Source organism: Pseudoxanthomonas sp. GM95, from assembly GCF_900109775.1.
In the GTDB taxonomy this organism is placed as follows: domain Bacteria; phylum Pseudomonadota; class Gammaproteobacteria; order Xanthomonadales; family Xanthomonadaceae; genus Pseudoxanthomonas_A.
Genome location: NZ_FOAX01000001.1, coordinates 766,857 through 779,865, shown reverse-complemented (window position 1 = coordinate 779,865; position 13,009 = coordinate 766,857). Strand labels below are relative to the sequence as shown.

At 67.0% G+C, this 13,009-nt stretch carries 14 protein-coding genes; 1 reads left to right on the top strand and 13 read right to left on the bottom strand.

All coding sequences use genetic code 11. The annotated features are described in order from the left end of the window. Positions 1 to 240 precede the first annotated feature (240 nt). The 6 genes from BMZ17_RS03720 to rlmD all read right to left on the bottom strand — a co-directional run bounded on the left by BMZ17_RS03720 (position 241) and on the right by rlmD (position 4,813). Positions 241 to 447: a cold-shock protein gene (locus BMZ17_RS03720; RefSeq protein WP_093136041.1), complete on the bottom strand. Its 207-nt coding sequence runs from the start codon at positions 445 to 447 to the stop codon at positions 241 to 243. Between the two features lie 93 nt (positions 448 to 540). Beyond that, positions 541 to 1,287 (bottom strand): S-methyl-5'-thioinosine phosphorylase, encoded by a 747-nt coding sequence (locus BMZ17_RS03715; RefSeq protein WP_093136038.1) that lies wholly within the window; start codon positions 1,285 to 1,287, stop codon positions 541 to 543. Continuing rightward, on the bottom strand, positions 1,284 to 1,850 hold the full coding sequence (locus BMZ17_RS03710; RefSeq protein WP_093136034.1) for a hypoxanthine-guanine phosphoribosyltransferase: 567 nt from the start codon (positions 1,848 to 1,850) through the stop codon (positions 1,284 to 1,286). The genes BMZ17_RS03715 and BMZ17_RS03710 overlap by 4 nt, the downstream gene beginning before the upstream one ends. Further along, entirely contained in the window at positions 1,850 to 2,851 is a 1,002-nt protein-coding gene (nagZ, locus tag BMZ17_RS03705) for a beta-N-acetylhexosaminidase (protein ID WP_093136031.1), read from the bottom strand. Before nagZ ends, BMZ17_RS03710 begins: the two co-directional genes overlap by 1 nt. 12 nt (positions 2,852 to 2,863) lie before the next feature. Next, positions 2,864 to 3,382, bottom strand: a complete 519-nt coding sequence (locus BMZ17_RS03700) for a CYTH domain-containing protein (RefSeq protein WP_093136028.1) — start codon at positions 3,380 to 3,382, stop codon at positions 2,864 to 2,866. A gap of 90 nt (positions 3,383 to 3,472) precedes the next feature. Continuing rightward, the gene (gene rlmD / locus BMZ17_RS03695; RefSeq protein ID WP_093136025.1) at positions 3,473 to 4,813 is read right to left on the bottom strand and encodes a 23S rRNA (uracil(1939)-C(5))-methyltransferase RlmD; all 1,341 of its coding nucleotides are present in this window, start codon (positions 4,811 to 4,813) and stop codon (positions 3,473 to 3,475) included. A 115-nt stretch (positions 4,814 to 4,928) separates the two neighbouring features. Between rlmD and BMZ17_RS03690 the strand changes: the two genes are divergently transcribed. After that, the gene (locus tag BMZ17_RS03690; RefSeq protein ID WP_093136022.1) at positions 4,929 to 5,624 is read left to right on the top strand and encodes a response regulator; all 696 of its coding nucleotides are present in this window, start codon (positions 4,929 to 4,931) and stop codon (positions 5,622 to 5,624) included. Between the two features lie 108 nt (positions 5,625 to 5,732). On the opposite strand, the gene recO is transcribed toward BMZ17_RS03690, so the two are convergent. From recO to BMZ17_RS03655, 7 genes are all read right to left on the bottom strand, one after another. Next, on the bottom strand, positions 5,733 to 6,479 hold the full coding sequence (gene recO / locus BMZ17_RS03685; protein WP_093136019.1) for a DNA repair protein RecO: 747 nt from the start codon (positions 6,477 to 6,479) through the stop codon (positions 5,733 to 5,735). A gap of 92 nt (positions 6,480 to 6,571) precedes the next feature. Beyond that, a complete protein-coding gene (gene era / locus BMZ17_RS03680; RefSeq protein ID WP_093136015.1) occupies positions 6,572 to 7,480 on the bottom strand; it encodes a GTPase Era in 909 nt (302 codons plus the stop codon). Between the two features lie 10 nt (positions 7,481 to 7,490). Beyond that, entirely contained in the window at positions 7,491 to 8,171 is a 681-nt protein-coding gene (gene rnc / locus BMZ17_RS03675; RefSeq protein ID WP_093136012.1) for a ribonuclease III, read from the bottom strand. Beyond that, entirely contained in the window at positions 8,158 to 8,541 is a 384-nt protein-coding gene (locus tag BMZ17_RS03670) for a DUF4845 domain-containing protein (protein WP_093138020.1), read from the bottom strand. Before BMZ17_RS03670 ends, rnc begins: the two co-directional genes overlap by 14 nt. Before the next feature lie 31 nt (positions 8,542 to 8,572). Next, positions 8,573 to 9,367 (bottom strand): signal peptidase I, encoded by a 795-nt coding sequence (gene lepB, locus BMZ17_RS03665; RefSeq protein WP_093136009.1) that lies wholly within the window; start codon positions 9,365 to 9,367, stop codon positions 8,573 to 8,575. A gap of 89 nt (positions 9,368 to 9,456) precedes the next feature. Beyond that, a complete protein-coding gene (gene lepA / locus BMZ17_RS03660) occupies positions 9,457 to 11,250 on the bottom strand; it encodes a translation elongation factor 4 (RefSeq protein WP_093136006.1) in 1,794 nt (597 codons plus the stop codon). 144 nt (positions 11,251 to 11,394) lie between these two features. Next, positions 11,395 to 12,978 carry a Do family serine endopeptidase gene (locus BMZ17_RS03655; RefSeq protein WP_093135927.1) on the bottom strand — a complete coding sequence of 528 codons (1,584 nt, stop codon included), beginning with the start codon at positions 12,976 to 12,978 and terminating at the stop codon, positions 11,395 to 11,397. Positions 12,979 to 13,009 lie beyond the last annotated feature (31 nt).

Here is a 13,009-nt window from a genome sequence, read left to right as displayed (position 1 = left end):
ACGACACACGTCGACATCGCGACGCATCATTCGTTGCGGTTACATCGACTTCACTGCGAGACGACTCGTACCGGAGTTCGTTCGCCGGCAACTTCGAACTGCATACGCACCTCAAACGAAGCGACATTGCCCAGCAAAGCGACATGGCAGCACCAATCTTCTGGCGACCTAGCTCAAATCGCGCGCAATAAAAAACCCCGCCGAAGCGGGGTTCAAGAAAATCTGTTTCGTTCGGCTTGTTCAGGCGGCCGGGACGATGTTGGACGCCTGTGCGCCCTTCGGGCCCTGCGTCACTTCATAGCTCACGCGCTGACCTTCCTGCAGGGTGCGGAAGCCCTTGGCGTTGATGGCGGTGTGATGTGCAAAGACATCGGCGCTGCCATCTTCCGGCGCGATGAATCCGAAGCCCTTCGCATCGTTGAACCACTTGACGGTACCGTACGGCATAGCTCTTTGTTTCCCCAGATTGGATCGATTGGTGGTGGCACGGCTGGGCAGCCGTACTTCCCGAGTATGCAAAACATACGACCGCGTTGACAATCACCCGCGTGCGAGTTCGCCCACCAGCTCGGCCATGCCGGCCGAAGCGGCCTCCACATTGGCCAGCACTTCGGCCATGGTGATCTCCTCGCCGGTGCCGCAGCCGGCGGCCCAGTTGGCGACGATGGCCAGGCAGGCGTAGTCCAGGCCCAGCTCGCGGGCCAGGCCGGTTTCGGGCATGCCGGTCATGCCGACCAGGTCGCAGCCGTCGCGCTTCATGCGGGCGATTTCGGCCTTGGTTTCCAGGCGCGGGCCCTGGGTGGCGCCGTAGCAGCCGCCGTCCACGACGGTGACGCCGGTGACGCGCGCGGCGGCGAGGATCTTGTGGCGGAGCATCGGCGTGTAAGGATCGCCGAAGTCCACGTGCAGCACGTCGCCGCCTTCCTCGCACAGCGTGGAGATGCGGCCCCAGGTGTAGTCGATCACCTGGTCCGGGCAGGCCAGCGCGCGCGGGCCGTACGCTTCCGTGATGCCGCCGACGGTGTTGAGCGCCAGCACGCGGGTGGCGCCGAGCTGCTTGAGCGCGGCCAGGTTGGCGCGGTAGTTCACCTTGTGAGGGGGCAGCGAATGGCCTTCGCCATGGCGCGCCAGGAAGGCCACGCGCTTGCCCAGCACGGTGCCGACCCGGACCGGGCCGGACGGCGCGCCGTAGGGCGTCTCGACGTGGCGGGTCTCGACATCGTCCAGCGTGGCCAGCTTGTAGACGCCGGTCCCGCCGATGACAGCCAGGTCGATGTGCTGGCTCACTTGGGTTCCTTCATCGCATAGATCGCCGGCAGGTTGCGCAGGAGCTCGTGCACGTCCATGCCAAAGCCGAACACGTAGCGGTCCGGCACGGTCACGCCGACGTAGTCGGCCTTGATGCCCGGCACGCAGCGGTCGTGGTCCTTGACCGTCATCGCCGCGATGCGCACGTCGGTGGCGCCCTGCTCCAGGCACCACTGGCGCACGTTGAGCAGGGTGTGGCCCTCGTCAAGAATGTCATCGACCAGCAGCACGCGGCGGCCGTATAGCGCGGTGGCCGGGCGGTGCTTCCAGACCAGCTCGCCGCCTTCGGTCTCGCCGCGGTAGCGGGTGGCGTGCAGATAGTCGTACTGCAGATCCAGCGCGCGCGCGCCCAGCTCCAGCGAGAGCTGGCCGGCGAACGGCAGGCCGCCGTGCATGATGGTCAGGAACACCGGCACTTCGCCGGCGTAGTCGGCGGCGATGGCGTCGGCCATTTTGGCGATGGCCGCGTCCAGCGTGGGGCGGTCCACCAGCAGGTCGGCGTTGGCCAGGGCCTGGCGGATGGTGGGGGCGGTGTCGGACATCAGGCGGTTCCCTTGGAAGATGGCAGGCGCGAAAGCGCGGATTCGTAGCGCGTATCGGCCAGCAGGCCTTCCCACGCGCGGGGCCCGCGGCCGATCAGTCCGATCAGCGCGGCGGTATTGAGGGCGCGGCCTTCGACCGCACGCAAGGCGTCTTCGACCACGTCCGGCTGGCAGGCCAGCACGACATCGCAGCCGGCATCCAGGTGCAGCGCGACGCGCTGGGCGACGCCACCGGCCGAATGGGCGGCGGCCATCGAGATATCGTCGGAGAACACCACCCCGCGGAACCCCATTTCCTGCCGCAACAGCTCGATCCAGCGCGGCGAATAGCCCGCAGGCTCCGGCGCGACGGCCGGATACACCACGTGCGCCAGCATCACCGCATCGGCGCCGGCGTCGATGCCGGCGCCGAACGGCACCAGGTCCTCGGCCTGCAGCACGGCCAGCGGACGCGGGTCAGTGGCGTTGTCGAAATGCGTGTCTTCGGCAACCGTGCCGTGGCCGGGAAAGTGTTTGAGCGTGGCCGCCATGTCGGCGTCATGCATGCCGCGCACATAGGCGCGGGTGAATTCGGCCACCACGTGCGGATCGGCGTGGAAGGCGCGGCTGCCGATCGCCTTGTTGCCGCGACCCAGGTCCACCACCGGCGCGAAGCTCAGGTCCACGCCGCTGGCGCGCACCTCGCTGGCCATCAGCCAGGCGTGGTCGTGGGCCTGTTCGAGTGCACCTTTCGGGTCGGTGGCGTACTGCGCGCCGAACACCTCCAGCGGCGGCAGCGCGGCGTAACCGTCGCGGAAGCGCTGCACGCGGCCGCCTTCCTGGTCGACGCAGATCAGCAGCGGACGCGCCGTGGCGGCGCGGATCGCCGCGCACAGCTGGGTCACCTGCTGGCGCGAGGCGAAATTGCGCGCGAACAGCACCACCCCGGCCACGGCGTCGTGCTGCAGCCAGTGGTGCTCGTGGGTGGCCAGTTCGGTGCCGGCGATGCCGATTGCAAGCATGTAAAGCGGTCCTTATCCGACGTCGGCCGCGGTGCGCTCGTCCTCGCTCCACTGCGAAAACGGGCGATCGGCCAGGGCCAGATTGTAATAGCGCAGGCTGTCGGTCACCTGCCGGCCCAGCCAGGCCGGGCATTCGAAGGCCTCATCGGCGTGGTCCAGCTCGATCTCGGCCACCACCAGCCCGGCGTTGTCACCGGCGAATTCATCGATTTCCCACAGGTGCGCGCCGACCTGCACCAGGTGCCGGGTCTTCTCGACCAGACCGCCCACGCACAGCTTGAGCAGCGCCTGCGCGTCGGCGACGGGAATCGAATACTCGAATTCCTGGCGGGTGTGGCCGGTCTCGCGGGATTTGAGGTTGAGCGCGGCGGTCTCGCCTTCGATGCGCACGCGCACCGAGGCCTTCTGCGCGCCGCCGGCGACCACCGACAGATCGTTGAGATAGCCCTGCGCCATCGGGATCGCCCGGTGCGCCGCGGCGCGCCAGCCGTCGTCGGCCAACAGGAACTTGCGTTCGATTTCCAGACCCATGTGCGGCACCAGATGAAGAAAGGCCCGGCAACGCCGGGCCGATAGCCTAGACCAGCGCCCGTTACCGGAACGCTAGCCAAGCGGCGGGTTTCAGCGCTCGAACAGCGCGATCGATTCCACGTGCGCGGTATGCGGGAACATGTCCATCACCCCGGCGCTGACCAGCCGGAAGCCGCACTCGTTGACCAGGTAGCCGGCATCACGCGCAAGCGAGCCCGGATGGCAGCTGACGTAGACGATGCGGTTGAACTTTTTCAGCGGCAGCTGCTTGAGCACGTCGATCGCGCCCGAGCGCGGCGGGTCCAGCAGCAGCTTGTCGAAGCCCTGCTTCATCCACGGCGCGTTGCGCTGGTCCTGGGTCAGGTCGGCGGCGAAGAACTGCGCGTTGGCCAGGCCGTTGCGGGTGGCGTTTTCCTGCGCACGCGCGACCAGGCCGGCCTCGCCTTCCACGCCGACGACTTCGCCCACCAGCCGCGCCAGCGGCAGGGTGAAATTGCCCAGGCCGCAGAACAGGTCCAGCACGCGCTCGCCCGGCTGCGGATCCAGCAGGCTGAAGGCGTGGGCGATCATCTTCTCGTTGAGCTTGGCGTTGACCTGGATGAAGTCCAGCGGCCGGAACGCCAGTTCCACGTCCCACGGCGCCAGGCGAAACGACAGCGGCACCTCGTGCGGCCACAGCGGATGCACGGTGTGGTTGCCGCCGGGCTGCAGGAAGATCGCGAAGTTCTGTTCCTTCGCGAAGGCGGTGAGCTTGTCCAGGTCCGCGGCGTTGAGCGGATTGAGGTGGCGCACGACGAAGGCGATGGCGTCATCGCCGGCGATGAACTCGATCTGCGGGATGTCGGCGCGTCCGTCCAGGCTGTCGACCAGCTGGCCGAGCGCCTCGATCTTGAAGCCGATCTCTGGGATCACGGTGTGGCACTCGCGCAGGTCGGCGACGAAGCGCGGGTCCTGCTCGCGGAAGCCGACCAGCGTCTTGTCCTTCTTCTCGACCCGGCGCACCGAGAAGCGGCCCTTGCGGCGATAGCCCCAGCTGCCTTCGCACAGCGCCGGCAGCACCGATTCGGGCGTGACGTGGCCGATGCGCTCCAGGTTTTCCATCAGCGTGTGCTGCTTGGCGGCGATCTGCTTGGTCTCGTCCAGGTGCTGCAGCACGCAGCCGCCGCAGGTGCCGAAGTGCGGGCAACGCGGGGTGACGCGATCGGGCGAGGCCTCCAGCACCTCCAGCGTGCGCGCTTCGTCGAAGTGGCGGCTGCGGGCGGTCTGTTCGACCAGCACGCGCTCGCCTGGCAGGGCGCCGGCGACGAACACGGCCTTGCCGGATTCGCCTTCCACGGCCGAGGGGCGACGGGCCACGCCGCGGCCGTCGTGGCTCAGGTCGTGGATGGCGAGTTCAAACGGGGTCTTGTCGATGCGCGGGGAACGGGCCACGTGGCGGTCTGGCTGCGTGCAGGGAATCGCGTATTGTCGCAGATGCGCCGGGGGCGGCGACCGGCGTGGGCGCCCACTGGCCAGGCCGTGAGCTTTCAGGGAGGATTTTTCGGACATGACACCCCGCATCCTGCTGGTCGAGGACGACCCCACCACCACCGAATTCATGCGCGTGGCGCTGGAGGCCCTGCCCGCCACGGTCGCCTGCGCCCGCAGCCAAGCTGAAGCCCTGGGCCTGGCCGAGGCCTTCGACCTGTGCCTGATCGACGCCAACCTGCCAGACGGCCGCGGCGAAGACCTCCTGCAGCGCCTGCGCCAACGCCAGCCCACCCTGCCGGCGCTGGCCCATACCGCCGACCATTCGCCCGCGCTGCATGCCGCCCTGTGCGCGGCTGGGTTCGCCGCCGTGGTGGTCAAGCCGGTCACTGCCGCGGCGCTGCGCCAGGCGGTGCTGGGCGTGCTGGAGATCGACATCCCCCTGCCCGCCGCGGCCGTGCGCGCCTGCAGCAATGACTTACCCGTGTGGGACGACGCCACCGCGCTGAACGCGCTGGGCGGCAACGCCACCCATCTGCAGACGCTGCGCGGACTGTTCCTTCAGGAGCTGGACGCGCAGGCGACCGCGATCCATGCGGCGCTTTCCGAAGGCGACTGGGCCGCCGCGCACCAGCAGCTGCACCGGCTGCGCGCCAGCACCGGCTTCGTCGGGGCCGCGCGCCTGCAGGCGGCCGCGCAGGTACTGGATGCGAGCCTTCCCGATCTGGCGGGCCAGGCCGAATTCGACGATGCCTGGCAGCAGACGCGGCAGTAGGCCTGAACCCAATGTGGGAGCTGCTCTACGTGGCCTCGGGCCATCAGCAGCGGTGGGGCTTTGTCGCAGAACCTATCGCCGCTGAAGCGGCACCACAAAGATGCGGCGCTAGGTTTCGCTGGAACCGGAAGCAACCGGCTTGGGCGCACGCGGCAAGGTCGCCAGCATTTCCCAGGATTTCAGGCCGCGCGGCCCCAGGTAATGTGACAGCAGCTGGCGCATCGCGCGGCGCAGATCGGCCAGATCCGAGGGCGAGGGCAGCGTGTCGGCGGCCAGCGCCAGCAGCGCCTGTCCGGTCGGTGCGGACTGGCGCTCGCCGGCACGCTCGCTGAGCAACCGGCGTGCCCCGTATTCCGGATCGAAGCGATAGCGCGCGGCAGGATCGATCGGCATGCCGTCGCCATCCAGGTCCAGCGCGATGCCAAAGCCCAGCGCGTCCAGCAGATCGCGTTCGAACCGGCGCAGCGTCCAGGCCAGCGCATCGCCATGCGCCAGCCGCGCCCGCACCTTGGCGTAGGCCAGATAGAGATCGGGCAAGGGATCCTGGCGCGGCACCAGCCGCAGGATCAGCTCGTTGACGTAGAAGGCGGCCAACATCGCCTCGCCTTCCAGCCGCGGCGCCGCGTCCAGCGCCTCGGCCGACACCAGCCGACCCAGCTCACCGCGCAGCTGCGCCTCCAGACGGATGGACTGCAACGGCTGCAGGGCCGCACGCAGCACCTGCTTCTTCGGCCCCTGCACGCCGCGCGCGACCAGACCCATCCGTCCGTGCTCAGCCGTCAGCACCTCGACCAGCAGGCTGGTCTCGCGCCAAGGGCGCGTGTGCAGGACGAAGGCGGTGGTGTCGAATTGCATCGGAAGCCCGGCGGAAGCGCCCTTCGATGATGCCAGCAAGCAGCGGCGTTACAGCTTTCGCTGTGAAGCCTTTTGCGGGCAGCGCGCTGGACTTATTCGTAACCGAACGCCTTCAGCGCGGTCTCGTCGTCCGACCAGCCTTCGCGCACGCGCACCCAGGTTTCCAGGAACACCTTGCGGTCGAACAGGTGCTCCATCTGCTGGCGCGCCTTGCTGCCGATATCCTTGAGCCGCGCGCCGCCCTTGCCGATCACGATCGCCTTCTGGCTTTCGCGCTCGACCCAGATCACCGCGCCGATGCGCAGCATGTTGCCGTCGACGGTGAAGCTCTCGATCTCGGTGGTGGTCGCATACGGCAGTTCGGCACCGAGCTGGCGCATCAGCTGCTCGCGCACCAGTTCGCCGGCCAGGAAGCGCTCGCTGCGGTCGGTGATCTCGTCCTCGCCGAACATCGGCGGCGCTTCTGGCAGCTGCGCCAGCACGTCGCGCACCAGCGCGTCCAGGCCGTTCTTCTTCAGCGCCGAGATCGGATGCACGGCAGCGAAGGTGCGGCCCTCGCTGACCTGCGCCAGGAACGGCAGCAGCTCGGATTTTTCCTTGAGCCGGTCGACCTTGTTGATCACCAGGATCACCGGGATCCCGGTGTCGCTGAGCACGTTGTAGGCCAGGGTGTCGGTCTCGTCCCAGCGGCCGGCCTCGATCACCAGCAGGCCTGCATCGACGCCTTCCAGCGCGCCGCGCGCCGCGCGGTTCATGACCCGGCTCATGGCCGAGGCCGAATACTTGCCCTGCTGCTTGTGCAGCCCGGGCGTGTCAACCAGCGCAACCTGCCCGGCCGGGAAGGTCGCGATGCCCAGCAACCGGTGGCGCGTGGTCTGCGGACGGCTGGAGGTGATCGACACCTTGGCGCCGACCAGCGCGTTGGTCAGTGTGGACTTGCCGACGTTGGGACGGCCGATGACCGCAACGCTGCCGCTGCGGTGGGAGGTGGACTCATTCATGGGGACAACTTTACCTGCGTGGCAGCTGGCTGATGACACCGGCCGCAGCGGCCTGTTCAGCGACCCTGCGCGAATTGCCTTCGCCTTCGGCGGAGAGGATGGGGTCGCTGGTACTGCAGCGGACCTGGAAATGGCGGGCGTGTTCCTCGCCCGATTCGCAGACCAGCTCGTAGGTGGGCAGCGGCTTCTGCTTGCCTTGCAGCCACTCCTGGAGACGGGTCTTGGGGTCTTTCTCGGGCTTGCCGACCGGCAATGCGGCCAGCGCGGATTCGAACCACGGCAGCACGCGGCTGCGGCAGGTCTCGAAGCCAGCATCGAGATAGATCGCAGCCACGATGGCCTCAACGGCATCGGCCAGGATCGAATCGCGGCGATGGCCGCCGGACTTCATTTCGCCCGGACCCATGGTCAGGCGGGCGCCGAGGTCGAGCTCGCGTGCGATGGTGGCCAGTGAGGCTTCGCGGACCAGCTCGGCGCGGGCGCGGGTGAGCGCGCCCTCATCCGCCTTGGGCCAGCGCTGGAACAGCACTTCGGCAATCAGCAGGTTGACGATGCCGTCGCCGAGGAATTCCAGCCGCTCGTTATGCGGCGTGCCGGCGCTGCGATGGGTCAGCGCCTGCGCCAGCAGCTGCGGATCGGCGAAACGATGGCCGATCCGGTCACTGCCGGCGGTCGGTTCAGCCTTCGCCACCGCCGCCCTTCGTGATGTCCTGGGAGACTTCAAACTTGCCGACCACATCGAGGTTGCCCACCAGCGGCTTACGCACCTCGTACTGGACGTGCATGTTCCAACCGGCATCGATGCGCTTGAACTTCACGTCCTGCGGCTTGACGCTTTCCGAGTAGTTGATGTCCAGGCGACGGAACAGCAGATCCTGCAATTTGGCCGGATCCATGCTGGCCGAGCCGGGCTCGTCTGCCAGGCCCTTGGCCGCCATCTTCAGCGAGTAATACTCCTCATACATCGGGAACAGCTTCATCCCCACATACGCGGCAAATCCAACCACGGACAATACGATCAAGAACCCGATCAGCGTGATGCCACTCTGCTTGTGCTTCATGTTGTTCCCCATCCCCTTGTGGATCACCAGATCACTCGATGCCGTGCCCGATGCGGGACGGATCGAACCCGTTCTTGCAGAACCAGCCTTCGCAATTGAGCCAGATCAGGAACGCCTTGCCCCTGAGATTCTCTTCCGGCAGGAAGTGCGTGTCCGTCCACAGACGGCCGTCCTCGCTATTATCACGATTGTCGCCCATCACGAAATAGTGGCCGGCCGGCACCGTCCAGGTGCCCTCGCCGGTGTAACGACCCAGGTCTTCGTAGAGGGTGTGGGTGCGGCCGGGCAGGTCTTCCTGCAGCAGGGTCACCCGGTCACTGCCCGGCGGCAGGCCGCGGCCTTCGTAGGTGCCCAGCGGCTTGTAGGTCACCGGGGTGCCGTTCACCGACAAGGTGTTGCCGGTGAAGCTGATGGTGTCGCCCGGCAGGCCAACGATGCGCTTGACCCAGTTGTTTTCCGGGTCCATCGGCGGCTTGAACACCACCACGTCGCCGCGCTTGGGCTCGCCCAGCGGCACGAACTTGGTGTTGGTGATCGGCAGGCGCAGGCCGTAGGAGAACTTGTTGACCAGGATGAAATCGCCGATCAGCAGGTTGGGCATCATCGAGGCCGACGGAATCTTGTACGGCTCGGCGACGAAGCTGCGCAGGATCAGCACGATCGCCAGCACCGGGAAGAAGGCCTTGGAGTAGTCCACCAGCACCGGCTCCTCTTCCAGCAGCCCGGCCTTGGCAGCGCGGCGCTTGGCCAGGAACAGCTTGTCGGCCAGCCAGATCACACCGGTCAGCAGGGTGAGCACCACCAGGATTGTTTCAAACCAGACCATCGTTTTTCCTAGAACTGGAGAACCGGGACTGCCCGGCGATCACATTGCGAACCAGGCCAGCGCATCTCGCGCGGGCCGCTTCGCCTCGCTTACTTGCTGTCCACCTGCAGCACGGCCAGGAAGGCTTCCTGCGGAATCTCCACGCGGCCGACCTGCTTCATGCGCTTCTTGCCTTCCTTCTGCTTTTCCAAGAGTTTCTTCTTGCGGCTGATGTCGCCGCCGTAGCACTTGGCCAGCACGTTCTTGCGCATCGCCTTGACCGTCGAGCGGGCGATGATCTGCGCGCCGACCGCGGCCTGGATGGCCACGTCGAACATCTGCCGTGGGATCAGCTCGCGCATCTTCTCGGTCAGTTCGCGGCCGCGGCGGTCGGCGTGGCTGCGGTGCACGATCAGGCTCAACGCATCGACCTTGTCGCCGTTGATCAGCGTATCCAGGCGCACGAACGGACCCGCCTGGAAACGCAGGAACGAGTAATCCAGCGACGCATAACCGCGCGATACGGACTTGAGCTTGTCGAAGAAATCCAGCACCACTTCGGCCATCGGCAGCTCGTAGCTGATCTGCACCTGGCTGGCCAGGTACTGGATGCCGATCTGCACGCCGCGCTTTTCCTCGCACAGCTTGATGATCGCGCCGATGTAGGCCTCGGGCGTGAGGATGTTGGCGCGGATGATGGGCTCGCGCACTTCCTCGATCAGGTTGGACTGCGGCAGCTTGGACGGGTTATCCAACGAGAGGATGCTGCCATCGGTCTTGAGCACTTCGTAGACCACCGTCGGCGCAGTGCCGATCAGGTCCAGGTCGTACTCGCGCTCCAGGCGCTCCTGCACGATCTCCATGTGCAGCATGCCGAGGAAGCCGCAGCGGAAACCGAAGCCCATCGCCTCTGAGCTTTCCGGCTCGAAGCGCAGGGCCGCGTCGTTCAGGCGCAGCTTGTCCAGCGCCTCGCGCAGGGACGGATAGTCCTCGGCATTGACCGGGAACAGGCCGGAGAACACGCGTGGCTGCATCTCCTGGAAACCCGGCAGTGGCGCGGGCGCCGGATCGCTGGCCAGGGTCAGGGTGTCGCCGACCGGCGCGCCGTGCACGTCCTTGATCGAGGCGGTGATCCAGCCCACTTCGCCGGCACCGAGCTTGGGCAGCTCCTTGCGCTTGGGCGTGAACACGCCGACCTTGTCCACTTCATGCGTGCGGCCGGTGGACATCACCAGCAGCTTGGTGCGCGGGCCGATCTCGCCCTGCATCACGCGCACCAGCGAGACCACGCCCAGGTAGTTGTCGAACCACGAGTCGATGATCAGTGCCTGCAGCTTGTCGGTGTCGCGTGGCACCGGCGGCGGGATGCGCTGGACGATCGCCTCCAGCACCAGATCCACGTTCAGGCCGGTCTTGGCGCTGACGGGCACCGCGTCGTCAGCATCGATGCCGATCACCGCCTCGATCTCGGCCTTGGCCTTGTCGATGTCGGCGGTGGGCAGGTCGATCTTGTTGAGCACCGGCACCACTTCCAGGCCCTGCTCCACCGCGGTGTAGCAGTTGGCCACCGACTGGGCTTCCACGCCCTGGGCGGCATCGACCACCAGCAGCGCGCCTTCGCAGGCGGCCAGCGAGCGGCTGACTTCATAGGAGAAGTCGACGTGGCCGGGGGTGTCGATGAAATTCAGCTGGTAGGTCTGCCCGTCCTTGGCCGTATACGGCAGGGACACGGACTGGGCCTTGATGGTGATGCCGCGCTCGCGCTCGATCGGATTCGAGTCGAGCACCTGCGCCTCCATCTCACGGGCCTGCAGACCACCGCACAGCTGGATGATGCGGTCGGCCAGCGTGGACTTGCCGTGGTCGACATGGGCGATGATCGAGAAATTGCGGATGTTCCGCATCGAGGCGGGTGATTCAGGCGGCATGGGGGCGGCGGCTCGTGGCCGTCGTAGGACAAACGAGGATTATCGCATGGCCGCATCCGGGCCGCCCGTTTGGGCGACCCGGGCCTGCGCCGGACGTTGGCCCGGCGCCGGACGTCTCGGTCAGCCTTCGCCGCCGACGGTGATGGCCACGAACTGCTTGACGCCGCGCGGGCTCTGGATGAGCAGCATCAGCACCTCGCCCTTCTTGACCCCGGCCACGGCCTTGTTGAAGTCGGCCACGCTGGCGACCGCGCTGCGGTTGACCTGCAGCACCACCAACCCGGGCGCCAGGCCGGTGTCTTCGGCCACGCTGCGGCTGACGCCGGAAATCACCACGCCGCCCTCTGCCAGGCCCATGCGCTGGCGCTGGGCATCGGGCAGCGCCTGGACCGAGAAGCCCAGTTCCTTCGGCGTCGCGGCCGGCGACTTGCCGCCCGACTTGTCGGCATCTTGATCACCGCCCATGCCGCTGGCGGCTTCAAAGGCCTTCTGATCCAGCGCCGTCAGGGTCACGTCGACCTTGCGCGGCTTGCCGTCACGAATCACGGTCAGGGTGACCTTGGTGCCTGGCGGCAGCGGGGCCACGCGCGAGGGCAGATCCGAGTAGTCGCTGACCTTTTCGCCATTGAACTCGGTGATCACGTCCATCGGCTTGAGGCCCGCCTTGTCCGCGCCGCTGCCCGGCTGCACGGTGGTGACCATGACGCCGTTGGTGTCGGGCAGGCCGAGCTTCTTGGCCATGCCCTCGCTGATTTCCTGGTTCATCGACACGCCGAGCATCGCGCGACTGACCTTGCCGGTCTTCTTCAGCTGGTCGGCGGCGCTGATGGCCAGGTCGATCGGGATCGCGAAGCTGATGCCCATGTAGCCGCCGGACTGGGAAAAGATCTGCGAGTTGATGCCGACCACTTCACCGGAGGTATTGAGCAGCGGGCCACCGGAATTGCCCTGGTTGATCGCCACGTCGGTCTGGATGAAGCGCACGTAGTTGGTGCCGCCCATGCCAGCCTGGGTGCGGCCGGTGGCGCTGACCACGCCGGCAGTGACCGAGTGGTCCAGGCCGAACGGCGAGCCGATCGCCACCACCCACTGACCGGCCTTGAGGTTGTTGGACTCGCCCATACGCAGCGAGGGCAGGTTCTTGGCTTCGATCTTCAGCAGAGCCACGTCGTAGCCCTTGTCGGTGCCGACCACCTTGGCCTTGAACGAGCGACCGTCGGACAGCTTCACCTTGACGTTGCCCGAGCCATCGACCACGTGGTTGTTGGTCATGATGTAGCCGTCGGGCGAGATGATGAAGCCCGAGCCCATCGACTCACCGCGCGGACGCGCGTTGCCGCGACCGCCGCCCTGCCCCGGCATCTGCATGCCTGGGCCGAAGATCTGGCGGAAGATCTCGGGGATCTGCGACTGGTCCATGCCGTCCTGGCCATCGCCTTCGTCATCGGACTGCATGTCCTCGGCGCTGGCGTCATCGCTGGCACCGCCGATGGTGGCGTCGATGTTCACCACGCCTGGCGCGACCTGCTCCACCAGGCGGGTGAAGTCCGGCAGGCCGGTGACGATCTGCGGGGCGCTGCTCTGCGCGATGGTCGGCGCGATCGCGGCGGCGCTGCCGCTGTTGCTGCCCTGCTGGGCGCAGGCGGCCAGCGGCAGGGTGAGGGAAACCAGGCCGATCAGGCCAAGACGGACATGTGCATTCATCGACTGCTTGCCTCTGCGTCGGAAAAGGAAG

What these genes read in the sequence shown, in the direction of transcription:
- nagZ (WP_093136031.1), bottom strand. Translation starts at nt 2,851, where the DNA reads ATGCTTGCAATCGGCATCGCCGGCACCGAACTGGCCACCCACGAGCAC.
- BMZ17_RS03720 (WP_093136041.1), bottom strand. Translation starts at nt 447, where the DNA reads ATGCCGTACGGTACCGTCAAGTGGTTCAACGATGCGAAGGGCTTCGGA.
- BMZ17_RS03690 (WP_093136022.1), top strand. Translation starts at nt 4,929, where the DNA reads ATGACACCCCGCATCCTGCTGGTCGAGGACGACCCCACCACCACCGAA.
- BMZ17_RS03655 (WP_093135927.1), bottom strand. Translation starts at nt 12,978, where the DNA reads ATGAATGCACATGTCCGTCTTGGCCTGATCGGCCTGGTTTCCCTCACC.
- BMZ17_RS03710 (WP_093136034.1), bottom strand. Translation starts at nt 1,850, where the DNA reads ATGTCCGACACCGCCCCCACCATCCGCCAGGCCCTGGCCAACGCCGAC.
- lepB (WP_093136009.1), bottom strand. Translation starts at nt 9,367, where the DNA reads ATGGTCTGGTTTGAAACAATCCTGGTGGTGCTCACCCTGCTGACCGGT.
- lepA (WP_093136006.1), bottom strand. Translation starts at nt 11,250, where the DNA reads ATGCGGAACATCCGCAATTTCTCGATCATCGCCCATGTCGACCACGGC.
- BMZ17_RS03670 (WP_093138020.1), bottom strand. Translation starts at nt 8,541, where the DNA reads ATGAAGCACAAGCAGAGTGGCATCACGCTGATCGGGTTCTTGATCGTA.
- BMZ17_RS03700 (WP_093136028.1), bottom strand. Translation starts at nt 3,382, where the DNA reads ATGGGTCTGGAAATCGAACGCAAGTTCCTGTTGGCCGACGACGGCTGG.
- recO (WP_093136019.1), bottom strand. Translation starts at nt 6,479, where the DNA reads ATGCAATTCGACACCACCGCCTTCGTCCTGCACACGCGCCCTTGGCGC.
- era (WP_093136015.1), bottom strand. Translation starts at nt 7,480, where the DNA reads ATGAATGAGTCCACCTCCCACCGCAGCGGCAGCGTTGCGGTCATCGGC.